The organism is Pseudomonas sp. 2hn (genome assembly GCF_019646095.1).
Taxonomy (GTDB): Bacteria; Pseudomonadota; Gammaproteobacteria; order Pseudomonadales; family Pseudomonadaceae; genus Aquipseudomonas; species Aquipseudomonas peradeniyensis.
In genome coordinates this window covers 2,767,428-2,794,196 of the sequence record NZ_CP081016.1, presented here as the reverse complement: position 1 = coordinate 2,794,196, position 26,769 = coordinate 2,767,428, and the positions used below count along the sequence as shown (strand labels likewise).

The 26,769-nt window shown below is 69.9% G+C and carries 2 protein-coding genes (1 of these 2 cut by a window edge); both read right to left on the bottom strand.

The genetic code is table 11. The features are described from left to right. Positions 1–14,526 (bottom strand): non-ribosomal peptide synthetase, encoded by a 14,526-nt coding sequence (locus tag K2O50_RS12540; protein WP_220690023.1) that lies wholly within the window; start codon positions 14,524–14,526, stop codon positions 1–3. Beyond that, on the bottom strand, positions 14,523–26,769 hold the final stretch of the coding sequence (locus K2O50_RS12535) for a non-ribosomal peptide synthase/polyketide synthase (protein WP_220690022.1). The gene runs 13,208 nt beyond the window's last position; the window shows 12,247 of its 25,455 coding nt (coding positions 13,209–25,455); its start codon lies off the right edge, out of view — the gene reads right to left on this strand; the stop codon is at positions 14,523–14,525. The genes K2O50_RS12540 and K2O50_RS12535 overlap by 4 nt, the downstream gene beginning before the upstream one ends.

Below are 26,769 nucleotides of genomic sequence, written 5' to 3'. Positions count from 1 at the left end.
TTACTGCTTCACCCTGCCGTGATACAAGGCCTGCCCGTCATGCCACCACGCCGCCAGGCTGAACACATCCGGCACCTTGAGGATGCTGAAATGGTTACCCGGCCCCTGCCATACCTCCAGCTGCGGCAGCCAATCGCGCCAGCCCTCCTCCATGGCCTGCTGCTCGCGCTGGTTGCCGGCGAGGTCCAGGCTCGGGTCAGCCACCAGCACCAGCCGCGCCAGGCCGTTGAACCCGCCGTCGGGACGGTACACCGTGCGCAGGGCCGTGCCGAAGGTCCGCACCACGCCCTCGAGCGCCTGCGCCGAGGAACGCGACGGCATCAAGCCGACCCGCACCATGGCCGCGTGCAACTGGCGCAGTTGCTCCTGATCGTCGGCTTCGGCAAAGGCCGCAGGTTCGATGCCCAACGACTTGCCGGTGGACAGCTGCAACGACTCGATCAGCCGCTGCAGGGCCTGGGTAAAGGTGTACGGCTTGCCGCAACTGCCCCCCGCGCCCGGCGCCTCGCTGTCGATCAGGGTCAGGGAGCGCACTTCGCGCCCCTTGGCCTGCAGGCGTAGCGCCATGGCATGGGCCACCCAACCACCGAACGAATGCCCGACCAGGTTCAACGGGCCTTCGGGGTACAGCGCCTCGATGGCCCGGACATGGCAGTCGGCGGCGGCCTCCACCGCGCTGTGCGGTACCTCACCCACGGCAAGGCCCCGGGCCTGCAGGCCATGCACCGGCCAGTCCGGCCCCAGCGCCTCGGCCAGGCCGATAAAGCTGGTCACGCTGTCACCGGCCCCCGGCACGCAGAACACCGGGACATGGGACGGCGTGCCGCTCTGGATCGCCAGCAGCGGCTGGTGCGTCGGCGCAACGCCGCCGGCGGAAGCCTGCAACGCCTGCGCGATAGCCTGGCCCAGCACCGCCGCCTGCGGATCTTGCACCATGCTCTGGTGATCGCCCGGCACGCTCAGGCAATGCAACGCCTGCCCCGGCAAGGCCTCGGCCCAGCCCAGGGTCGGGCTGTCGGTGACGATGCCGGCGCTGCGCTGCTCGGCGACGAACAGGTGCAGCGGCACCGGCAACGGTGCCAGCCGGTAGTGGGCCAGGGCATGCCCATGGGCCAGGTGACGCTCGAAGAAGTGGCGCAATTGCCCGTCGCTGGCCTGGACCAGGCCGGGCACCAGCAACTGGCGCTCACGGCAGTGGGCGAGCAGTGCTTCGAACGCCAGCGCCCCGGGCTGCAATGCCTCGATCTCGGCCAACTGCGCGGCTCCCGCCCCGCCCTGGGCCTGCCAATGCACCCGGCAATGCAGCAACAGCTGCCCTTGCAACAGGTGCGGCCCTTGCCAGCGCGCCTTGCCCTGGTCGCTCAGGCGCGGCACGTAGGTGTCGATCAGGCCGACGAACGCCACCGGCTCGTCCGCGCCCAGCAACTGCGCAGCCACCTCGTAGGCCAGCACGCCGCCGAACGACCAGCCCGCCAGCCGATACGGCCCGTGCGGCTGCACGGCGCGGATCCGCCCTACCAGGCGCGCCGCCAGGCACTCCATGGTGTTCAGTTGCGCTTCCCCAGGGGCGACGCCAGCCAGGCCATAGACGGGGAAATCACCTTCGATATGCCGTCCCAGGACCGGGAAGTACAGGTCCAGGCCACTGAACTCGTGGATCAGGAACAATGCCGGCTGGCTGCCTGCGGCGCGCACCGTGACCAGGCCTTCGTCCTCGTCCCCACCCTCGCCCAGGCGCGCTGCCAGGGTGGCGATGGTCGGGTGCTGGAACAACTCCGCCAGGGTCGTGTGCAGGCCGGCCTGGCGCATCTCGCCCACCAGACGGATCGCCGACAGCGAATGCCCGCCCAGTTCGAAGAAACTGTCATGCCGCCCTACCCGCTCGACCTCCAGCACTTGCGCCCACAGCGCGGCCAACGCCTGCTCCACCGGTGTTGCGGCGGCCTCGAACACCGCCACGGCCAGGTCCTGCGCGCCCGGCAGCGGCAGCGCCCGGCGGTCGACCTTGCCATTGTTGGTCAACGGCAACGCCTCGAGCGCGACGAACGCCGTCGGCAACATGTACTCCGGCAGCCGCTCGCGCAGGAAGCCGCGCAACGCCACGCCGTCGAGGGCCGCGTCGGTACGGGTGTACCAGGCCACCAGGCGCAGCGGTCCCTGCTCCAGGCGCAGGGCCATGACCACGACTTCGTCCACGCCCGGACACTGGGCCAGGTGCTGCTCGATCTCGCCCAGCTCGATACGGAAACCACGGATCTTCACCTGATCGTCGGTGCGTCCCAGGCATTCCAGCTGGCCGTCATCACGCCAGCGGGCCAGGTCGCCGGTGCGGTACAACCTCGCGCCGGGCCCAGCGCCGAACGGGTCGTCGAGGAAACGCTCGGCCGTCAGTTGCGGGCGATTCAAGTAGCCCAGGGCGACGCCGTCGCCGCCAATGTACAGCTCGCCGGTCACGCCTTCGGGCAACAGGCGCCCGTGCGCATCGAGGACATAGGCCGTGGTGTTGCCGATCGGGCCGCCGATCGGCACATGCTCGGCGTCGTCGGCCAAGGCCCGCACGGTGCAGGCGGTGGCAAAGGTGGTGGTCTCTGTGGGCCCGTAGCAGTGCACCAGGCGCAGGTTCGGCGCCCGCGCCAGCAACGCCCGGAAGCTGGCGGGCTCGCCGCGCTCACCGCCGCACAGCAGGACCCGCAGCCCGGCCAGGGCCTCGGGGATCAGCTGCACGTACTGGTTGAACAGCGCCGTGGTGACGAACATCACGCTGGCACCGCCCTGGCGCAACGCGCTGGCGAACTGCGCCGGCTCGACCAGGGTCTGGTGATCGATCACCAGCACCTGGCCGCCGTTGAGCAGGCCGCCCCAGACATCCAGGGTGGCGGCATCGAACGCCGGGTTGGAGACAAAGGCGAAACGGTCGCTGGCATCGAAGTCGGCATAGCCGTTGTTCAGCACCAGCCGGGTGATGCCGCGGTGGGTGACTCGCACCCCCTTCGGCGTACCGGTGGAGCCGGAGGTGTACATCACATAGGCCACCGTGTCGGCGTCCTGCGCGAGGTTCGGGTTGTGCGCCGGCTGGTCGTCGAGGGCCAGGCAGTCCAGGTCGATGCGCCGCGCCTCGCATTCCGCCGCCAGGCTGCCAAGGGTCAGCAGCGCCACGGCCTGGCAGTCCTGGACCATGAACGCCTGGCGTTCGGCCGGGGCGTTGATGTCCAGCGGCACATAGGTGGCCGCGCACTTGAGCACGGCCAGTTGCGCCACCAGCAAGGACAACGAACGCGGCAGCAGGATCGCCACCGGGTCACCTGCCGCCACGCCCTCGCCGATCAGCCAGTGGGCCAGGCGGTTGGCTTGCTCGTTGAGCTCGCCGTAGGTGAGCTGGCGTTCATCGTGGCGCGCCGCCAGCGCCATCGGGTGCCGCGCCACCTGCTGCTCGAACAGGCGCTGCACGGGCAACTCGCGCGGGTAATCACGTTGCGTGGCGTTAAAGCCCACCAGCAACCGCTGGCGCTCCCCAGCCGGCACGATACCCAGCCGTTCCAGGCCTCGCTCGGGATCCTCGGTCAGGGCCTCGACCAGGTTTTCCAGGGCCTGCTGCAGATAACCGCACAGCCGTCGCGCATCCAGGCCCGGCGCACACTGGGCGGTCAGGCCGAAGCCTTCACCCAGGTCGTCGATGCTCAAGGCCAGCGGGTAGTTGCTGCGTTCCTCGGCATGCAGCAGCTCGATGCCCTCCCAGGCACGCCCGGCCGCACTGTCACGCACCAGGGCCGTGGCACTGTGGCGATAGTTGAGCAAGGCGCTGAACAGCGGCGCGCCGGGCGGCAGCGCACTGCAACGCTGGGCCAGGGCCAGTTGCGCATGCTCGTGCACCAGCAGCCCGGTGAGCCGGCGGTGGGTGTCGAGCAGCGCCTCGCGCACCGGCAGGCGGCCCACCTCCAGGCGCAGCGGCAAGGTGTTGATGAACACGCCCAAGGCGCGCTCCACGCCTTCGCCACCCTGCAGGCGACCGAGCAGCACGGTGCCGAACACCACGCTGTCGCGCCCCGACAACTGCCCCAGCACCATCCCCCAGGCCAGGTGCATCAGGCTGGCGGCACCGACACCCAGCAATCGCGCCTGCTCGCGCAGGCGTCGCGCCAGCCCGTCGTCCAGCAGTATCCGGGCTTCGGCCTCGGCGCCCTGATGGGCCAGCGGATGCGGGCCATAGGGCAAGGTCGGCTCGTCGATGTCGCCCAGTTGTTCGCGGAAGAACGCCTCGTGCTCGGCCTCGCCCGCGCCCTGCAGCACCTGGGCGATGTAGTTGCGGTATGGCACCGGCACGGGCAACTGGCGCTGCTCGCCGAGCAGGCAGGCCTGCAGTTCGGCGCGCAGCACATCCTGGGCCACGTGGTCCATGACCAGGTGGTGGAACAGCAGGGTCGCGGTGATGCGCCCGCTGGCCGGGTCCTGGCTGTGCAGCAAGCGCAGCATGGGCGCGCGGGTCAGGTCCAGGCGCAGGACCTGCGGCGTCTGCGCCGTCACCTCCTGTACCGGCAGCGATGCCTGGCGCCACACCACCTGTACGGGCTCGGCGAGGCCGTCCCAGTACAGCGAGGAGCGCAGGATATCGTGACGGGCAATCACCTGGTCCAAGGCCCGCTGCAGCGCCTCCAGCCGCTCGCGGTCGGCCACGGCGAAACGCGCCTGCAACAGGTACGGATCATCCCCCTCGCTGGCCAGGTGGTGGTAGAGAATCCCCGCCTGCAGCGGCCCCAGCGGGTAGATGTCCTGCACGTTGGCGGCGCCGCCCGGGACCTGGGCGACGATGCGGTCGATGGCCGCCTGCTCCAGCGCCACCAGCGCCAGCAGGTCCGGTGTGATGCGTCGGCAGTCGGCGCCAATACGGTTGGCCGGCACCCGGGTCCCGCCATGCTGGCCCAGGGTCGCGGCCAGGGCGGCCAGGGTCGGCTCGGCGAACAGCACGCGGATATCCGCCTCCAGGCCCTCGGCGCGCAGGCGGGCAATCAGGGTCACCGCCAGCAGCGAGTGGCCACCCAGTTCGAAGAAGTGGTCCTGGCGCCCTACCCTCGGCACGTTCAGCAGCTCGGCCCACAGCGCCGCCAGATGGGTTTCGGCTTCCCCTTGCGGCGCCTCATAGGCACGGCTGAGCACGGCCTCGGCGCCGGGCTCGGGCAGCGCCTGGCGGTCGAGCTTGCCGTTGGCGGTCAGCGGCATGGCCGGCATCGCCACATAGGCCGACGGCACCATGTAGTCCGGCAGTCGCGCCAGGGCATGCCGGCGCAGCGCCTCGATCCCGGGCGCGTCGTCGTGGGCGGTGAACCAGGCGACCAACCGCTCGCCACGCAGCAGCACCGCCACTTCACGAATGGCGGGATGACTGGCCAGGCAGGCCTCGATCTCGCCCAACTCGATGCGCAGGCCATGCAGCTTGACCTGGAAGTCGTCGCGGCCGAGGAACTCTAGCTCGCCGTCGGCGCGGCGGCGCACCAGATCGCCGCTGCGGTACAGGCGCTCGCCGACCACGAACGGGCTGTCGCCGAAGCGCTCGGCGTCTAGTTCCGGCAGGCCCAGGTAGCCACGGGCCACGCCGACGCCACCGATGTGCAGCTCGCCCACCACGCCACGGGGCACCGGCAGGCCGTTGCGGTCGAGCACGTACAGCCGGGTATTGGCGATCGGCCGACCGATCGGTGGTGCGCTTTCAGGCAGCGCTTGCCCGGGTTCCAGGGTCCAGACGCTGCAATCGACGGTGGCCTCGGTCGGGCCATAGACGTTGTGCAGGCGCACCTGCGGCAGGCGCTCGCGCACCTGGTGCAGCAACGCCGTGGTCAGCTCGCCGCCGCCACAGACGATATCGGTGAGGCTGTCGCAGGCCGCGCTGGCCTCAAGGGCGAGGAACTGCTGCAGCAGCGCCGGCACGAACTGCACCACGCTGACCCGCTGGCGCTGGATCAGCGCCGCCAGGTAGGCCGGATCGCGCTGACCGTCCGGACGCGCCAGCACCAGGCGCAGGCCGGCGCACAGTGGCCAGAACAATTCCCACACCGAGGCGTCGAAACTCACCGGGGTCTTGTGCAGCAGCGCGCCCTCGACGGTCGGGGCGATCAGCCGCGAGCTCCAGTGCACCAGATTGCACAGGCTGCGGTGCTCGACCATCACCCCTTTCGGCGTGCCGGTGGAGCCGGAGGTGTAGATCACGTAGGCCAGGTGGCGGGCACCCAGGCCGCTCACCTGCGGATTATCCGGCGACTGGCCGGTCCAGGTCGGCTGGTCGAGGTTCAGGCGCGGTACCGCGCTGTCGACGAAGCGCCCGCGGCTGCCGGCATCCACCAGCAATGCCAGCGGCGCGCTGTCGGCAAGCATGTAGGCCAGGCGCTCGTCGGGGTAGCCCGGGTCCAGCGGCACGTAGGCGCCGCCGGCCTTGAGCACCGCCAGCAGCCCGACCAGCAGTTGCGGCCCACGGGCCAGGCACACCGCGACCCGGCTGTCGGCGACCACGCCCTGGGCGATCAGCTGATGGGCCAGGCGGTTGGCCGCCTCGTTCAGTTGCCGGTAGCTCATCTGGCCGTCCTCGGCCTGCACCGCCAACGCCTGCGGCATACGCGCCACCTGCGCCTCGAACAACGCCTGCACCGGTTGCTGCAGGCCACCGACCAATTCGCTGGCATTGCAGGTCACCAGCTCCTGGCGGCGCTCGGCGGCGCCCAGCAGCTCGACCTTCGCCGGCACCGCCTGGTCGCTGCCGGCCATCGCCCACAGCAATTGCTCCAGGTAGCCGACATGGCGTTCGATGGTCGCCCGGTCGAACAGCGCCGTGGCGAACTCCAGGGCGCCGCCGTAGCCGTCGGCGGTCTCGCCCAGGCTCAGGGTCAGGTCGAACTTGGCGAAGATCTGCGAGCCGCCCAGCGCCTCCAGTTGCAGGTCGCCCAGTTGCAAGGCCTCGCCCGGCACGCCGTTCCAGGCCAGCGACACCTGGTACAACGGGGTATGGGCCAGGCTGCGCGGCGGGTGCAGCAGTTCCACCACCTGTTCGAACGGCAGGTCCTGATGGTCCTGGGCCTGGCTGACGCAGGCCTTGACCCGGGCCAGCAGCGCGCCGACATCGGGCAGTCCGGCGGTATCGATGCGCAGGGCCAGGGAGTTGACGAACAACCCGATCAGCCCTTCGACCTCTGCCTGCCGACGGTTGGCCACCGGCGTGCCGATCACCACCTCGGCCTGGCCGGACAGGCGCGCCAGCAGCACCGCCCAGGCAGCGCCGAACAGCATGAACGGGGTGACGCCATGGCGCAGGCACAGCGCCCTGAGGTCCTCGCTCAGACGCCGGTCCAAACGTATCTCGACCCGGTCACCCTGATAGTCCTGGCGGGCCGGCCGCGGCCGGTCGGTGGGCAGGGTCAGCAGCACCGGCGCGCCGGCCAGGGCCTGTTGCCAGTATTCGCCCTGGCGCTGCAGCGCGTCGCCGGCCAGCCAGCGGCGCTGCCACAGGGCGTAGTCGCCGTACTGGATCGCCAGCGCCGGCAGCGGGTCGTCGTGCCCTTCGCTGAAGGCCTGGTACAGCGCCGCCAACTCCTGGGTGAACACGCCCATCGACCAGCCGTCGGCGACGATATGATGCAAGGTAAGCAGCAGCACGTGATGCTCCGCCGCCAGGCACAGCAGGCGGCCACGCACCGGCAACTGGTGCGCCAGGTCGAAGGGCAGCAGCGCCTCGGCCTGCATCAGTTCGGGCAGCTGCTGCGCGGCGCCGCGCAGGTCGTGCCAGGCCAGGGCGAAGCCGCCACGCCCTGGGGCCACCCGCACCCGCGCCTCGGCGCCTTCCTGGGTAAAGTGGCTGCGCAGGCTTTCGTGACGCTCGATGATGCGCGCCAGTGCCCGCTCCAGCGCCGCACGGTCCAGCGGGCCGCGCATGGCCAGGCCCAAGGGAATATGGTAGGCGGCGCTGGCATCGTCCATCTGCGCCAGGAACCACAGGCGCTGCTGGGCGAACGACAGCGGCAGGGACTGGCCACGGGACGTCGGTTCGATGGCCGGCAGCACCTCGCCACCGCGCTCGGCCAGGGTCGCCGCCACCGCCAGCAGGCGGTCGTCGCCGAACAGCTCGCCCAGCGACAGTTCCCGACCCAGGCGTGCCCGCACCTGGCCGACCATGCGCATGGCCAGCAGCGAATGGCCGCCCAGTTCGAAGAAGCGGTCCTGGCGCCCTACCCGTTCCAGCTGCAGCAGCTCGCACCAGAGCTCGGCCAGGGCCGTTTCCAGCACGCCTTCGGCGGCCTCGTGGGCCTGACTGGCCGATGCCTCGCGCTCGGGCAACGGCAGCGCCCGACGGTCGACCTTGCCGTTGGCGGTCAATGGCCAGGCATCCAGGCGCACGAGCGCGGCAGGTACCATGTAAGCCGGCAGACGCTGTTGCAGGGCGGCGCGCAGGGCGCCGACCGGCTGCGCCTCGGGGCCGGCAATGTAGTAGGCCACCAGGCGCGGCTGGCCGGGCTGGTCCTCGCGGGCCAGCACCAGCGCTTCGGCGACGCCGGGCAAGGCCAGCAGTTGTGCCTCGATCTCCCCCAGCTCGATGCGCAGGCCGCGCACCTTCACCTGGTCGTCGTTGCGGCCCAGGTAGTCCAAGGTACCGTCGGCGTTCCAGCGGGCCAGGTCACCGGTGCGGTACATGCGCGCGCCGGGCTGCTCGCTGAACGGGTCGTCGAGGAAGCGCTCGGCCGTCAGTTGCGCGCGATTCAGATAGCCCCGCGCCACCCCGGCACCGCCCACGTAGAGCTCGCCGGTCACACCGCACGGTACCAGTTGCCGCGCCTCGTCCAGCAGGTAGACCTGGGCATTGGCGATCGGCCGGCCGATGTCCAGCGCCCCGCCCGGCAGCACCAGCCCGGAGGTGGCGACCACCGTCGCCTCGGTGGGACCATAGTTGTTGACCACCACGCAGCCCGGGTCGCTGGTGAACTGGCGCAGACGGTCGCCACCGATCAGCAGGGTGCGTAGGGTCGGATGGCGCAGCCCCTGGGTGAAGGCATATTCGGCGACCGGTGTCGGCAGGAAGGCCACTTTCAGCGGTTGCTCCAGCCACCAGGCCAACAGCCCGTCGAGCTGCTCGTTGCCCAGCTCGGCCGGCGGCAGGTGCAGCACCGCGCCGGCGCACAGGGCCGGCCACACCTCCCAGGCCATGGCATCGAAGCCGAAGCCGGCGACGCTGGCGGTGTGTTCGCCGGCGCCCAGCTCGAAGGCCTTGCAGTGCCAGTGCACCAGGTTGGCCAGGGTACGGTGCTCGACCATCACGCCCTTGGGCTGCCCGGTGGAGCCCGAGGTGTAGATCACGTAGGCCAGGTGGCTGGCCAGCAGGCCGGGCAGCTCGGGATTGTCCGTGCGCGCCGGCCAGTCCGGCCGGTCCAGGGCCAGCACAGGCACGGACAACCCGTCCAGGCGCGCCAGCAGCGCCTGCTGGGCCAGGACCACAACGGGGGCGCTGTCCTCGAGCAGGTAGCGCAGGCGCTCATCCGGATGCGCCGGGTCCACGGGCACATAGGCGCCACCGGCCTTGAGCACCGCCAGCAGCGCCACCAGGGTGTCCAGGCCGCGCCGGGCGACCACCGCTACCCGGTCGTCCGGCCCCACGCCGCGTTCGATCAGGTGATGGGCCAGGGCGTTGGCGCGCTGGTTCAGCTCGCCGTAGCTCAGGCGTGCATCGCCGGCCACGGCGGCCATCGCCTGCGGGGCACGGGCCGCCTGGGCCTCGATCAGGGCCGGCAGGGTCTGGTCGACCGGGAATGCCCGGGCGCTGCCATTGAAGGTATGCAGCAGGCGCCGGCGTTCGACGTCACCGACCAGTTCGACCTCGGCCAGGGGTGCCTGGTCGTTGGCGACCATGGCCCGCAGCAGGCGCTCGAAGTAACCGGCGAAACGGTGCACGGTGCTTTCATCGAACAGCGCCGTGGCGTACTCGAGGCTGCCGACTAGCGCCTCGCCCTGCTCGCCCATGCTCAGCGACAGGTCGAACTTGGCCACCTGGTTGGCCTGGGGCACGCCCTCCAGGCGCAAACCCGCCAGGCTCGGCGCGGCGCCCTCGGTGGCCAGCCAGTTGAGGGTGGTCTGGAACAACGGCGTATGGCCGAGGCTGCGCGCCGGGCGGACGATCTCCACCACCTGTTCGAACGGCAGGTCCTGATGCGCCTGGGCGTCGAGCAGGCGTGCCTTCACCTGGGCCAGCAGGCGCTCGCTGCTCGGCGCGCCCGACGTGTCGATGCGCAGCGCCAGGGTGTTGACGAACAGCCCCACCAGCGGCTCCAGCTCGGCATGGCCGCGCCCGGCCACTGGGCAGCCCACCACGACTTCACTTTGGCCGGACAGCCGTGCCAGGGTCGCGGCCCAGGCACTGAGCAGCACCATGTACAGTGTTGCCTGATGCCGCTGGGCCAGGGCCCGCAGGCCGGCACCGAGACGCGCATCCAGCTGCAGCGCCAGGCTGGCGCCGCTGAAGTCCTGGCGTGGCGGTCGTGGCCGATCACTCGGCAGGCTCAGCAGGGTCGGCGCACCGTCCAGGGCCTGGCGCCAGTAGTCGGCCTGGCGTTGCAGTTGCTCACCGGCCAGCCAGCGCCGCTGCCACACGGCATAGTCGCCGTACTGGATCCCCAGGGTCGGCAACGGATCGTCCTGGCCCTGGCACATGGCCGGGTACAGCGCACCCAGCTCACGGGTCAGCACGCCGAGGGACCAGCCGTCGGCGACGATATGGTGCAGGGTCAGCAGCAGCACATGGTGCTGATCCTCCAGGCGCAGCAGGCTGGCGCGCAACAGTGGTCCCTCGACCAGGTCGAACGGCGCGCTGGCCTCGGCCTGCAGGTGCGCGGCCAGGTCATCGGGCGCCAGGCTCAGGCGCCGCAGCCAGCCCGGTTGCGGTTTTTCGGCGATGTGCACCTCGGCACTGTCGCCTGCGGGCACGAAGCGGCTGCGCAGGCCCTCATGGCGCGCGACGATGCACAGCAAGGCGCGTTCCAGCGCGTCGGCATCCAGCGAGCCACGCAGGCCCAGGGCCAGCGGCACGTTGTAGGCCTGGCTGCCGCCCTCCAGCTGGGCCAGGAACCACAGGCGCTGCTGGGCGAACGACAACGGCAGGGGCTGCTCGCGGGACACCGCGACGATGGCCGGCAGCGTGCTGTGCCCGGCGCTCGCCAGCACCTGGGCCACGGCGGCCAGCTCGGGATTGGCGAACAGCTCGGCCAGGGTCAGCTCGACGCCGAGCCGCAGGCGCACCTGGGACACCATGCGCATGGCCAGCAGCGAATGGCCACCCAGGGCGAAGAAATGGTCATGCCGGCCAACCCGCTCCACCTGCAGCAGTTCGGCCCACAGCTGGGCCAGGGCGCTTTCCAGTTCGCCCTCGGGGGCCACGTAGCCGCGCTCGAACAGCGCCGAACGCTCCGGCGCCGGCAAGGCGCGGCGGTCGAGCTTGCCGTTGGCGGTCAGCGGCAGCGCCTCCAGCGCGACGAAGGCCACCGGCACCATGTACTCCGGCAGATGGACAAGCAGTTGCGTGCGCAGGTGCTCGGGCAAGGGTGCCTCGAGTCCGGTTTGCGCGGTGAAATAGGCCACCAGGCGCGGCTGGCCCGGCTGGTCCTCGCGGGCCACCACCACGGCCTCGCCGATGCCTGGCAGGCTGTTCAGGCGGTTCTCGATTTCGCCCAACTCGATACGCACCCCGCGAATCTTCACCTGGTCGTCGTTGCGCCCCAGGTAATCGAGGGTGCCGTCGGCCAGCCAGCGCACCAGGTCGCCGGTACGGTACATGCGCGCGCCCGGGGTGGCCGCGAACGGATCGTCGAGGAAGCGCTCGGCGGTCAGCTGCGGGCGGCCAAGGTAGCCACGGGCGACCCCGGCGCCGCCAATGTACAGCTCGCCCGCCACGCCCAATGGCACAGGCTGCAACCCGGCGTCGAGCACGTACAGGCGGGCATTGTCCACGGGGCCGCCGATGTGCAGCGCGCCCCCCGCCTCCACCACCCCGGAACTGGCCACCACGGTGGTCTCGGTCGGGCCGTAGTTGTTGACCACGGCAAAGGTCTGGGTGCGGTTGAACTGGCGCAGGCGATCGCCGCCGATCAGCAGGGTACGCAAGGTCGGGTGCCCGAGCTGATGGCTGAAGGCGTATTCGGCCACCGGCGTCGGCAGGAAGCTGACATCCAGCGGTTGGTCGCGCCACCAGGCCAGCAACGCATCGAGGTCCTCATGGCCCTCGCCGGCGGGCGCCAGGTGCAGGGTGGCCCCGGCGCACAACGCCGGCCAGACCTCCCAGGCCATGGCGTCGAAGCCGAAGCCGGCCAGGCTCGAAGTGTGCCGGCCCAGGCACAGGTCGAAGGCCCGGCAGTGCCAGTCCACCAGGTTGTTCAAGGTGCGGTGCTCGACCATCACCCCCTTGGGCTGCCCGGTGGAGCCCGAGGTGTAGATCACGTAGGCCAGGTGTTCCGGTCCCAGGTCGGCGACGGCTGGATCATCCAGCCGCTGCGGCCAGTCAGCCTGATCAAGCGCCAGCACGGGCACCGTGACCCCATCCAGGCGGCCACGCAACGCTTGTTGGGTCAGCACGGCCACTGGCGCGCTGTCGTCGAGCAGGTAGCGCACCCGCTCGTCCGGGTGGGCCGGGTCCACCGGAACATAGCCGGCGCCGGCCTTGAGCACCGCGGCCAGGCCAATCAGCGTGTCCAGGCCGCGGCGGGCGAACACTGCCACGCGGTCGTCGGGGCGCACGCCCAGGCCGATCAGGTGGTGGGCCAGGGCATTGGCGCGCTGGTTCAGTTGCTGATAAGTCAGCGACTGGTCATTGGCAGTGGCGGCCAGGGCGTGGGGATGGGCCTGGGCCACGGCCTCGATACGCCGATGCAACGGACCGTGCGGCTGTTCGATGCCCGGGGTCTGGTTGAAGGTTTCCAGCAGCTCCTCACGCTCGTCGCCAGGCACCATCGGCAGCGCCCTGATTTCAGCGGTGGGCGTTGCCGCGAGCAGGCTGCGCAGGGTCTGCTCCAGATAGGCGCAGACACGCCGTGCCGGCACCTCGGGGCTGGCTAGCAAAGTCAGGCGGAAGGCTTCGCCGAAGTCGTCGACACTCAGGGTCAAGGGGTAGTTGGTGGCTTCGGCGGCATGCACGATCTCGATCCCGGCCCAGCCGGCGCGCAGCACCGCTTCGGACCCCGAGGCCGCGCTGTGGCGGTAGTTGAGCAAGGCGTTGAACAGCGGCGTCGGCGCCGCCACGCCGCTGCAGCGCTGGGCCAGGGCCAGGGGCGCGTGCTCATGGCGCATCAGCGTGCTCAGGCGCTGGTGGGTGGCCTTGATTGCGCTGGCCAGGTCGGCGGCGTCCAGGTCCACCCGCAGCGGCAAGGTATTGATAAAGATGCCCAGCGCCCGGTCGGTGGCCTCGGCGCCTTGCAGGCGGCCCATCAGCACGGTGCCGAACACCACCTGGTCGCGCCCGGTCAGGCCGCCCAGCACCCGCGCCCAGGCCAGGTGGAACAGGCTGGCGACGCTCACCCCCTGGCTGCGGGCCTGGGCGCGCAGCTCGCGGCACAGCGCCAGGTCGAGGTCCAGCGCGTGCTCGTTCAGCGCCGCGCCATCCCCTTGCACATCGGCCAGGCCATAGGCCAGGGTCGGCGCGTCCACGCCGCCGAGCATGTCGCGGAAGAACGCCTCGTGCTCGGCCTCGCCGACGCCCAGCAGGGCCTGGGCCACATGGTTGCGGAACGGCAGCGGACGGCCCAGCCGGGCGCTTTCGCCAAGCAGGAAGGCAAGCATCTCGTGACGCACCACCTCAAGGGCACTGTGGTCCATGGCCACATGGTGGAACTGCAGGGTCGCGTGGACCTGTCCATCCACCTCCGCGGCCTGGCATTGCAGGCGGATCAACGGTGCCTGGGTCAGGTCGAAGCCGCTGTCCGGCAGCTGGCCCTCGGCGAGCCGGGTGACCCGCAGGCGGGCCTGGCGCCAGACCACCTGCACCGGCGTCTCCAGGGCCTTCCAGTGCACCGAGGTGCGCAGGATGTCGTGACGGTCGATCACCCCTTGCAGGGCCTGGGCGAAGGCCTCGACCCGGGCGCTGCTGGCGAACACGAAGCGCGCCTGCATCACATAGGGATCGTGGGCGCCGGCGCTGGCATGGTGGAACAGCATGCCTTGCTGCAAAGGCACCAGCGGGTAGATGTCCTGCACATTGGCCGCGCCGCCGGGCACGCCCTCAACCAACTGGTCGATGCTGGCCTGGTCGAGTTCGACCAGGCTGAGCATGGCCGGGGTGATCCGCGTGCAGCCGGCCGGGATGCGGTTTTCCGGGACCTCGACGCTGCCCTGGCGCGCCGCCACGTACTCGCCACGTTCGAGCATCTCCAGCAGCGCCGGCTTGTGCTCGCGCAGCCGCGCCACCAGCGCGGCGTCGCTCAGGGCCTGGCGATTGCCCTGGACCACCAGCTGGCCATCCTTGAGGGCCAGCTGGACATTGTTGGCGGCCAGGGTCGCCAGTAGTTCGTTGATGCTCACAGGACGATCTCCATTCTGTCTGTGATGGCGGCATAACCTGCCAGCGTCGGGTGTTCGAACAGGCTGCGCACGTCGGCTTCCAGGCCCGCCTCGCGCAAGCGCGAGGTGAGGGTCACGGCCAACAGCGAGTGGCCGCCCAGTTCGAAGAAGTTGTCGTGGCGCCCTACCCGCTCCACGCCCAGCAGCTCGCCCCAGATACGCGCCAGCAGCTGTTCGGTGTCGCCCAGCGGCGCCTCGTAGGCACGCGCTGGCAGGTCTGGCTGCGGCAGCGCCTTGCGGTCGAGCTTGCCGTTGGGGGTCAGCGGCAAGGCGTCGAGGGCCATGAACAGCGCCGGTACCATGTACTCGGGCAGTTGCCCCAGCAGCGCCTCGCGCAGGGCCTCGGCGGGCGGCACGTCGCCGGTGACGTAGGCCACCAGGCGCGGGCCGGCCGGCTGGGCGTCGTGCACCAGCACCACGGCTTCGCGCACCCCAGGTATCCGAGTGAGACAGGCCTCGATCTCGCCCGGCTCGATGCGCAGGCCACGCAGCTTGATCTGGTGGTCGGTGCGGCCGAGGAACTCGAGGCTGCCGTCAGGGCGCTGGCGCACCCGATCGCCACTGCGGTACAGGCGCTCGCCGTCGGCGAACGGGCTGGCGATGAAACGTTCGGCCTGTTGCTCCGGCAACCCCAGGTAGCCACGCGCCACCCCGGCGCCGCCGATGTGCAGTTGGCCGGCGACGCCCAACGGCACGGGCTGGTCGTGGCCATCGAGCACGTACAGCCGGGTGTTGTCGATCGGTCGACCGATGGGCAGCGCGCCGGGCGTCAGCGGGTCCTGCGGGTGCAAGGTGCAGACGCTGCAATCGACCGTGGTCTCGGTCGGCCCGTAGACGTTGTGCAGCCTTGCCCGTGGCAGGCGCTCGCGCACCTGGCGCACCAGGGCCTCGGTCAGCTCGCCACCGCCACAAACGATATCGGTAAGGCTGCCGCAGGCGGCGCTGGCGTCGTGTTCGAGGAACTGCTGCAGCAGCGCCGGCACGAACTGCACCACGCCGACCTGTTGCTGGTGGATCAGCTCGGCCAGGTACTGCGGGTCGCGCTGGCCGTCCGGGCGCGCCAGCACCAGGCGCACGCCGCTGCACAGCGGCCAGAACAGCTCCCACACCGAGGCATCGAAGCTCACCGGGGTCTTGTGCAACAACGCACCCTCACCCGGGAACAGCCCGGCGCTCCAGTGCACCAGGTTGACCACGTTGCGGTGCTCGACCATCACCCCCTTGGGCAGCCCGGTGGAGCCTGAGGTGTAGATCACATAGGCCAGGTTGGCGGCGGTCAGGCCCGGCACCTGTGGGTTGTGGCTTGGCTGACGGGTCCAGTACGCCTGGTCGAGATCGACCTGAGTCAGTGGCAGATCCCCCATCAGCGCCCAGGTGGCCGCCTGCACCAGGACCGCCCGTGGCTGGCTGTCGACCAGCATGTGGCGGATCCGTTCGGCCGGATAGTCAGGGTCCAGCGGCACATAGGCGCCACCGGCCTTGAGGATCGCCAGCAGGCCGACCACCAGCGACAAACCGCGCTCGACACAGATCGCCACCCGATCGTCGGGCCGCACGCCCAGCGCGATCAGGTGATGGGACAGGCGGTTGGCCTGGGCGTTGAGCTGCTCGTAGCTGAGTTCACCCTGCTCGGCGCTGAGCGCAACGGCCTCGGGCCTACGCAACGCCTGGGCCTCGAACAGTTCCTGGAGGGTCCGGTTCAGGTCGTGGGGCTGCGCCGTGCGGTTGAAGTCGTGCACCAGCTGGTCGCGTTCCGCGGCCGACAGCACTGGCAGTTGCAGCAGCGCTTGCCGTGGCTGATGGGCCAAGGCCTCGGCCATGGCCTCCAGCACCCGGCGCATCTGCTCGCAGACACGCGCGGCGCCAACCTCCGCCGGGGCCAGGGCGACCAGTCGGAAGCGTTCGCCGATATCGTCCACGCTCAGGCTCAGCGGATAGTTGCTGCGCTCGTTGCTGTCGAGGGTCTCGATGCCTTGCAAGGCCTGGCGCTGCTCCTCGTCCGCCTGGCTGCCGTGGCGGTAGTTGAGCATGGCGCTGAACAGCGGCGCCGGGGCCGGCACGCCACTGCAGCGCTGGGCCAGGGCCAGCGAGGCATGCTCGTGGGCGAGCAAGGCGCTCAGGCGCTGCTGGGTCTGGCGAACGGCGTCATGCAGGTCGATGCCTGCAAGGTCCAGGCGTAGCGGCAAGGTGTTGATGAACATGCCCAGCGCCTGGTCCGCTCCCGCGCCGCCTTCCAGGCGACCGAGCAGCACGGTGCCGAATACCACGCTGTCACGGTCGCTGGCGGCGGCCACCAGGCGGGCGTAGGCCAGGTGGAACAGGCTGGCGACGCTGATGCCCAGCTGCCGTGCCTGCTGACGCAGACGGCTGGCCAGGGGTTCGCCCAGCCACAGTTGAGCTTCTTCGATGCCGAGGCCATCGACCTGCACATCACCCAGGCCGAACGGCAGGGTCGGCTCGTCGATATCCCCCAACTGCTCGCGGAAGAACGCCTCGTGCTCGGCCTGGCTGACGCCCAGCCGCGCCTGGGCCACGTAGTTGCGGTACGGCGCGCCCTGTTCGGCGGGCACCGGCGCACCTTGCAGATAGCCGACCAGTTCCCGGCCGAGCACATCCAGCGCGGTATGGTCGAGGACGATATGGTGGAACTGCAGCACGGCCTGCCGCCCGGCGCCCTGCGCGTCCGGCCAGTGGTACAGGCGCACCAGTGGCGCCTGGTCCAGGGCCAAAGCGTGGGGCACCGCTGCCTCTTCGGCCACCTCGAACAGCGCCAGGTCAGCCTGGCGCCAGACCACTTGCAATGCCTGCGGCAGGCCGTCCCACAGCACTGAAGTACGCAGCACGTCATGACGGGCGATGACCTTGCCCAGGGCATCGACGAAGGCGTGCAGCCGGTCACGGCTGGCGAACGCCATGCGCGACTGCAGCACGTAGGGATCGTGCTCCGGCGAGCTGAGGTGGTGGTAGAGAATGCCTTCCTGCAACGGCGCCAGCGGGTAGATGTCCTGCACGTTGGCCGCGCCACCCGGCACCGTGGCGACGATGCGCTCGATGGCGGCCGGCTCCAGTTCCACCAGCGGCAGCATGTCCGGGGTGATCTGGGTGCAGCCGGCCGGCATCCGGTTGGCCGGGACCTCGACCTGGCGGCCATGGCCCAGGGTCGCCGCCAGCGCCGCTACCGTCGGCTGGCCGAACAGGGTGCGCACGTCGGCCTGCAGGCCGGCCTGGCGCAGCCGCGCGGTGAGGCTCACCGCCAGCAACGAGTGACCGCCGAGTTCGAAGAAATTGTCGTGACGACCGACCTGTTCGATGCCCAGGACTTCAGCCCAGATCGCGGCCATGGCCTCCTCGGTCGCGCCGATCGGGGCGACATAGGCCTGGCGTGCCAGGGCTGCAGGATCAGGGTCCGGCAGCGCCTTGCGGTCCAGCTTGCCGTGGCTGGTCAGTGGCAGCTCGTCCAGGCGGACGAAGGCTTGTGGTATCAAGTGGCCCGGAAGGCGGGTTTGCAGTCCTTGGCGCAGGGTGTCGAGATCGACCACGGCGTTTTCGGTGAACCAGGCCAGCAGACGTTCGTCACGCACCAGCACCACGGCATCCGCGATACCCGGCTGAGCCTTCAGCGCGGCCTCGATCTCGCCCAGCTCGACCCGCACGCCACGGATCTTCACCTGGTCGTCATTGCGGCCCTGGTAGTCCAGCGTGCCGTCGGCATTCCAGCGCACCAGATCGCCCGTGCGGTACATCCGGCCGCCGTTGAACGGATCGTCGAGGAAACGCTGGGCGGTCAGTTCAGGACGGTTGAAGTAACCTCGGGCGACCTGCGCGCCACCGATGTACAGCTCGCCGGTCACACCCACCGGTACGGGTTGGCGTTGCTCGTCCAACACGTAGACGCGGGTGTTGGCGGTCGGCTTGCCGATATGCAGCGCGCCGCCCGGTTGCAACAGACCGGATGTGGCCACAACGGTGGTCTCGGTCGGGCCATAGTTGTTGACCAGCGCAAAGCCCGGATCGCGGTCGAACTGGCGCAGGCGGTCGCCGCCGACCAGCAGCGTGCGCAGGGTCGGGTGCTGGCGTTCGCGACGCAGCGCCTGCTCGGCGACCGGTGTCGGCAGGAAGCTCACTTGCAGCGGCTGCTCCAGCCACCAGTCGAGCAGTTCATCGACATGCTCGCCGCCGATGGACGCCGGCGGCAGGTGCAGCACCGCTCCGGTGCACAGCGCCGGCCAGGCTTCCCAGGCCATGGCATCGAAGCCGAAGCCGGCGACGCTGGAGGTGTGGCTGCCTGCGCCCAGTTCGAAGGCCTGGCAATGCCAGTGGATCAGGTTGGCCAGGGTGCGGTGCTCGACCATCACCCCCTTGGGCTGGCCGGTGGAGCCGGAGGTGTAGATCACATAAGCCAGCTGATTTTCGTCCAGCCCTGCAACCACAGGATTGCTGGCCGCGTGGTCGAGCCAGTCATCGCCATCCAGCAATACTTTAGCTACATCGCCGACCAACGCTTCGGTGGCCGATTCGACCAGTACCAACGCCGGCGCACTGTCACTGAGCAGATAGGCAATCCGCTCCGACGGATAACCCGGATCGACCGGCACATACGCCGCGCCGGCCTTGAGCACCGCCAGCATCGCCACCATCCGTTGCGGGCCACGCTCCAGGCACAGTGCCACACAGTCGCCCGGGACCACGCCACGCTCGATCAGGTGATGAGCCAGGCGGTTGGCACGCTCGTTGAGTTCGCCGTAGCTCAGACTCAGATCACCCTGTACAACGGCCAATGCTTCAGGCGCTTGAGCCTCGACCAGCGCGTGCACGGTCTGCCCTTGTGGGTAGTCCATGTCCGTGGCATTGAAACCTTCGAGCACCTGGCGCCGCTGCGTGCCGTCGAGGATGGGCAGCCTGTCGACCTGCGCCGCTCCACCCTGCTCCAACGCCTGGATCAACTGGCTCACGGCAGCGGTCATCCAACCTGCGACCCGCTCGGCACCGATCCCCAGCTGGGCCAGTACGCTGAGGCTGAAGCCTTCCCCATGGTCGTCCACGCTCAGGGTCAGCGGGTAGTTGCTGCGCTCTTCACCGCCGAGCTGATGCATGCCCTGGAAGCTTGCGGCATCCACAGCAGTCGTATCGGTCGGGCTATGACGGTAGTTGAGCAAGGCACTGAACAGCGGCGCCGAGGCCGGCACGCCGCTGCAACGCTGGGCCAACGCCAGCGACGCGTGCTCATGCCCGAGCAGCGCCGACAGCCGCTGGTGGGTGGCCTGCACCGCGGCGCGGGTGCCCTTGGCGGTGTCGATGCGCAGCGGCAAGGTGTTGATGAACACCCCCAGCGCCCGGTCTGCGCCCTCGCCGCCTTGCAGGCGGCCCATCAGCACGGTGCCGAACACCACGTCAGCACGCCCCGCCAGCACGCCCACCACGCGGGCCCAGGCCAGGTGCATCAGGCTCGCGGCGCTGACCCCGAGGGCCCTTGCCTGCTCGCGCACCCGGCGCGACAAGGCCGGATCCAGCGGCAGGCGCGACTCCTCGATATCCCGCCCGTCGCCCTGCACATCGGCCAGGCCCATCGGCAGGGTCGGCTCGTCGACATCGCCGAGCATGTCGCGGAAGAACGCCTCGTGCCCCGCCTCGGCGGCGCCCAGGCGAACCTGGGCCACGTAGGTGCGGTACGGCACGGGCGCGCTCAACAGGTGCTGACGACCGGAGAGAATCGCCTGCAGCTCGTGGACGATCACCTCCATCGCCGTGTGGTCCAGGGCCAGGTGGTGGAAGTGCAGGACGGCCACCACCCGTTGCAGGGCCGGGTCCAGGGCGTAGGTCAGGCGCAGCAGCGGCGCCTGGGTCAGGTCCAGCCGCTGCAGGCGGGCATCGAAGTGCGCGTGCAGCCGCTCGATCACTGCGTCTTCGCCGAGCCCGGTGACTTCGCTGACTGCCAGCTGGGCCTGGCGCCAGACCACCTGCACCGGCTCGCCCAGCCCTTCCCAGACCACCGAGGTGCGCAGGATATCGTGGCGGTCGATGACCTGTTGCAAGGCATCGGCACAGGCCTGCAACCGATCCAGGCTGTCGAAGGCCAGGCGGGTCTGCAGCAGGTACGGGTCGCCCTGCTCGGCACTGAGGTGATGGTAGAGGATACCTTCCTGAAGCGGCGCCAGCGGGTAGATTTCCTGCACGTTGGCCGCACCACCCGGCACGCTGGCGACGATACGGTCGATGCTGGCCTGGTCCAGGTCGATCAGGCTGAGCATGTCTGGCGTGATCTGCATCGCGCCTCGCGGCACACGGTTCTCGGGCACTGCCACTTCACGCCCGGAACCCACCGCCGCCGCCAGCGCCGCCAGTGTCGGCTGGGCGAACAGCACGCGCACGTCGGCATCCAGCCCGGCCTTGCGCATGCGCTCGATCAGGCTTACCGCCAGCAGCGAATGGCCGCCCAGCTCGAAGAAGTGGTCATGGCGACCGACCTGCTCGACCTTGAGCACCTCGGCCCAGATCACGGCCAGCGCGGTTTCGATTTCACCTTGCGGCGCCTCGAAGGCACGGCTGACCAGCGCGTCGCTGCCCGGCTGCGGCAAGGCGCGGCGATCGAGCTTGCCGTTGGCAGTCAGCGGCAACGCGTCCAGGCGCACGTATGCCGACGGCAGCATGTAGTCCGGCAGCACGCCTTGCAGACGCTCATGCAGCTCGCCGATGGTCGGCGCCTGGCCGCTGAAGTACGCGACCAGGCGCTTGTCGCCCGGCACATCCTCGCGCACGATCACGGCGGCATCGCGCACACCCGGACACTCACCCAGGCGCGCCTCGATCTCGCCCAGCTCGATACGGAAACCACGTAACTTGATCTGCTGGTCGGCACGGCCCAGGTAACGCAGGGTACCGTCGGCCTGCCAGCTCACCAGGTCGCCGCTGCGGTACATCGTGCCACCGTTGAACGGATCCAGCAGGAAGCGCTCAGCCGTCAGTTCCGGCTGCCCCAGATACCCCAGGGCCACGCCGTCACCGGCAATGTACAACTCGCCCACCGCGCCCACTGGCAGCAACTGCTGGCGGGCATCGAGCACATAGCAGCGGCTGTTGCCGATCGGCTTGCCAATCGGGATGCTGCCCTCGCCCACCTCGGTGATTTCGTGGGTGGTGCTGAAGGTGGTGGCCTCGGTCGGGCCGTAGCCATTGAGCAGGTGTTGCGGCGCACCATCACGCAGTACCCGGGCGATCACCGCCGGGTCCAGCACATCGCCACCGACCATCAGGTAGCGAAGCGCTCGGAACGCCGGCAGCAGGTCGTCGGCGAACTGATGGAACAGGCCAGCGGTCAGCCACAGCACGGTGACGCCCTGCTCCAGCAGCACTTCGCGCAGGTCCTGGCGCGACAGCACCTGGTCCTGGTCGATCACTACCACAGCGCCGCCATTGAGCAACGGCGCCCAGACTTCCAGGGTGCTGGCGTCGAACGCCGGATTGGAGGCGAAGGCAACGCGGTCCTGGCTGTTGAAATCGGCAAAGCCGTTGTTGATCACCAGGCGCACGATGGCCCGGTGCGGCACCTGCACGCCCTTCGGCGTGCCGGTGGAGCCAGAGGTGTACATGATGTATGCCGCGCTGCCGGCGTCAACCGCCAGGCCCAGCGGCGCATCCGCGTAGCCCCCCAGATCGAGCCGGTCGAGTTCGACCCGACGCGCACCCTCCACTTGCGGCTGGTCGCTGTGGGTCAGCACTAACCGCGCCTGGCTGTCGGCCACCATGAACGCCTGGCGTTCGGCCGGGGCGTTGCCGTCCAGCGGCACGAACACCGCCGCGCATTTGCTGACGGCCAGCTGGGCCGCCAGCAGATCGAACGAACGAGGCAGCAGCAAGGCTACCCGGTCACCCGCCTGTACCCCCTGCTCCAGCAGGTACCCGGCCAGCCGGCTGGCCTGCCGGTCGAGCGCCTGGTAGCTCCAGCGCCGCGTGCCATGGGCCACCGCCAGCGCATCCGGGCTGGCCTTGGCCTGCGCCTCGAACAGGGCATGCACGGGCAGGTCGCGGGGATAGTCGCGACGGGTCGCATTGAACTGCCGCGCCACGCGCTCGCGCTCGGCGTCCGGCAAGGCGTTGATACGGTTCAACGGCGCCGCCGGCGTGTCCGCCAGGGTATCGGCCAACCGCGCCAAGGCCGTCTGCAGCAGCTGGCAGACCAGTGCCCCCTCCACTTGCGGCACCGCCTGCACGGTCAGGATGAAACCGTCGCCCAGGTCGTCGACGCTAACCACCAGCGGGTAGTTGCTGCGCTCATGGGCGGCCAGCAGTTCGATGCCCTGCCAGGCCTGTGCGCGCTCCGCCCCGCTGACCGCGCTGTGGCGGTAGTTGAGCAGGCTGGTGAACAGCGCCTGGGAGGCCGGCACGCCGCTGCAGCGCTGGGCCAGGGCCAGGGACGCCTGCTCGTGGGCCAACAGGCGCGCCAAACGCTGGTGGGTCAGGCGCACGCCGTCGACCACATCCATCCCCCCCACGCTGACCCGCAACGGCAAGGTGTTGATGAACATGCCCAGCGCCCGCTCGGCACCCTCGCCGCCCTGCAGGCGGCCGAGCAGCACGGTGCCGAACACCACTTCCTCGCGGCCGGACAGTTGCGCCAGCACCTGCCCCCAGGCCTGGTGCACCAGGCTGGCGACGCTGATGCCCAGCAACCGTGCCTGCTGACGCAGGCGCAGGGCCAGTGGCTCGTCCAGTCGTTCGCGATGGTCGAGCACATGGCTGCCATCGCCCAGCGCCCCGCGCAGGCCGAACACTTCGGTCGGCTCGTCGATATCACCGAGCAATTCGCGGAACAACACCTCCTGCGCCTGGCTGTCGTCACGCAGGCGCGCCTGGGCCACATAGTTGCGGTACGGCACGCTGTCGCCCTCGGGCATGCACCCCAGCAGCGCATCGCCGACCTCGGCCACCAGCAGTTCCATGGCGGCGTGGTCGAGGAGGATATGGTGCAGCAGCAGGGTCGCCTGCAAGCGGCCCTGTTGCACCTGGCTGCTCAAGTGCATCAACGGTGCGCGGCCCAGGTCCAGGCGCGGGCTGTCCAGTGCCGGCTCAAGGTCCAGGCGCGCCTCGCGCCAGACCACCTGCACCGCTTCGTCGAGCCCCTGCCAGTGCACGCTGGTGCGCAGGATGTCGTGGCGGGCGATGACCTGGTTCAGCGCCGCGACGAAGGCCTCCAGCTCGGCTTGGCCGGCAAAGGCGAAGTTCAGTTGCAGTACGTAGGGGTCGACCTCGGCGCTGGCCAGGTGGTGGTAGAGAATGCCCTGCTGCAACGGCGCCAGGGCGTACAGGTCCTGGATATTGGCCGCGCCGCCGGGAATTCTCTGCACCAGGCTGTCGAGCGCAGCTTGTTCCAACGTCGCCAGCGGCAGCATGTCGGTGGTGAGGCGTGTGCAGCCCGCCGGGATACGGTTGGCCGGCACTTCCAGCGTCACCGCGCCGCCCACCGCCGCCGCCAGCGCCGCCAGGCTCGGCTGGCCGAACAGCACCCGCACATCCGCCGCCAGGCCGGCCTGGCGCATACGCGCGGTCAGGGTCACGGCCAGCAGCGAGTGGCCGCCGAGTTCGAAGAAGTTGTCATGACGACCGACCCGATCCACGCCCAGCAGTTCGCTCCACAACTGCGCCAGCAGGGTCTCGACTTCGCCTCGCGGCGCCTCGTAGACCTGTTGCGTGGTTTCCGGCTGCGGCAGCGCCTTGCGGTCGAGCTTGCCGTTGGGGCTCAGCGGCAGCGCGTCGAGGTGGGTGAACGAAGCTGGCACCATGAACTCCGGCAACTGGCCCAGCAGCGCCGCGCGCAGCGTGTCCGGCGCCTGCCGGGCGCCGGTGTAGTACGCCACCAGGCGCTGCTCGCGGGCCAGCACCACCGCCTCCTTGACCCCTTCGATACGGGTCAGGCAGGCCTGAATCTCGCCCAGTTCGATGCGCAGGCCGCGGATCTTCACCTGGTCGTCGTTGCGCCCGAGGTATTCCAGGTTGCCATCGGCCAGATAGCGGGCCAGGTCGCCGGTGCGGTACATGCGCCCGCCGGCACTCAGCGAGAACGGGTCATCGAGGAAACGTTCGGCGGTCAACTGCTCGCGGTTGAGATAGCCGCGGGCCACCTGCACGCCACCGATATACAGCTCGCCGGCCACGCCCACCGGTACCGGCTGGCCCTGGGCGTCCAGGACGTACAACGCGGTATTGGCGATCGGCTTGCCGATCGGCGTGTTGTCCGGTGCCGTCACGCAGTGCCAGGCGCTGACATCCACCGCCGCCTCGGTCGGGCCGTACAGGTTGTGCAGCTCGACCGTCGGCAGCTGTGCGTGGAAACGCCTTGCCAGGCTGCCGGGCAAGGCCTCGCCGCTGCACAGCACACGCTTGAGCTGATGTGGCAGAACTTCGCCATGGGCGAGGAACACATCGAGCATCGACGGCACGAAGTGCAAGGTGCTGACCTGCGCTTCACGGATAACCTCGCGCAGGTACTCAGGATCGCGATGCCCGCCAGGGCGCGCCATCACCAGGCGCGCGCCGGTCTGCAGCGGCCAGAGGAACTCCCACACCGACACGTCGAAGCTGAACGGGGTTTTCTGCAGCACCACGTCACCGACGCCCAGCCGGTAGGCGTCCTGCATCCACAGCAGGCGGTTGACCACCCCGGCGTGCTCGTTCATCACGCCCTTGGGCAGGCCGGTGGAGCCGGAGGTGTAGATCACATAGGCCAGGTGTCGCGGGGTCAGCCCGATCACCTGCGGGGCATGCGCCGGCTGCGCCTGCCAGGTTGGCCGATCCAGGTCGATCAGCGGCGCCCGGCTCGCCTGCGGCGCGTCGCGGGTGGCACCGTGCACCAGCACCGCCAGCGGCGCGCTGTCATCGAGCATGTGACGGATGCGCTCGGCCGGGTAGTCCGGGTCGACCGGCACGTAGGCGCCACCGGCCTTGAGGATGGCCAACAGGCCTACCACCATCGACAGGCCGCGTTCGACGCAGATCGCCACGCGATCGTCGGGTTTTACCCCCAGCGCAATCAGGTGATGGGCCAGGCGGTTGGCCTGCTCGTCGAGCTGGCGATAGGTCAGCTCACCTTCCTCCGCCCTCACCGCCACAGCGGTCGGGGTGCGTCGAACCTGAGCCTCGATCATGCCGTGCAGGGTCTGCTCCAGGTCGTACGCCACCGCCGTGTCGTTGAACTCGACCAGCACCTGGCGCCGCTCCTCGCCGCTGAGCACCGGCAACCGGTTCAGCGCCTGCTGCGGACGCTGTTCAAGCGCCAGCAGCAGGCCATCGAGCACCTGCAGCATCTGCGCGCAGATCCGCTGCGCGCCCACCTGGGCCGACACCTGCACGCTCAGGCGCAAGCCATCGCCGAAGTCATCGACGTTGAGGCTCAGCGGGTAGTTGGTGCGCCCTTCGCTGCCCAGGGTCTCGATCCCCTCCCAGGCCTGTGGCTGCGGCGTGGCGCGGGTGCTCTGCCGGTAGTTGAGCATGGCGCTGAACAGCGGCAGCGGCGCGGCCACCTGGCTGCAGCGCTGGGCCAGGGCCAGCGAGGCGTGCTCGTGGACCAGCAGCGCCGACAGCTCGCGGTGGGTGGCCAGCACGCCGTCGCGCACGCCCAGCCCGTTCAGGTCGACCCGCAACGGCAGGGTGTTGATGAACATGCCCAGGGCCCGCTCGCTGCCCTCGCCGCCCTGCAGGCGGCCCAGCAGCACGGTGCCGAAGACCACGCGGTCCTTGCCGCAGGCCACCGCCAGCAGGCGTGCCCAGGCCAGGTGCACCAGGCTTGCGGTGCTTACCCCCAGCTGACGGGCATGGTCGCGCAGGCGGCCATAGCGAAGACCGTCGAATTCCACCTCGGCCTCATCGAGGGCCTGGCCTTCGCCCTGTACCTCGCGCAGGCCGAACGGCAGGCTCGGCTCGTCGATATCGCCCAGACGGGCGCGGAAGAACGCCTCGTGCTCGGCCTCGCTGACGCCAAGGCGCGCCTGTGCCACATAGTTGCGATACGGCACCGAGGCCGGCAATGGCTCGCTCTGCCCCAGCAGGTAGCCGCGCAGCTCGGCCTGCACCGCCTGCATGGCGATATGGTCAAGCACGATATGGTGGAACTGCAGCACCGCCTCGACCCGCTGGCTGCCCGGCTCGGTGCGGTGCAGCAGGCGGATCAGCGGCGCCTGGCCGAGGTCCAGGCGCGCCAGGTGGGCATCGTCG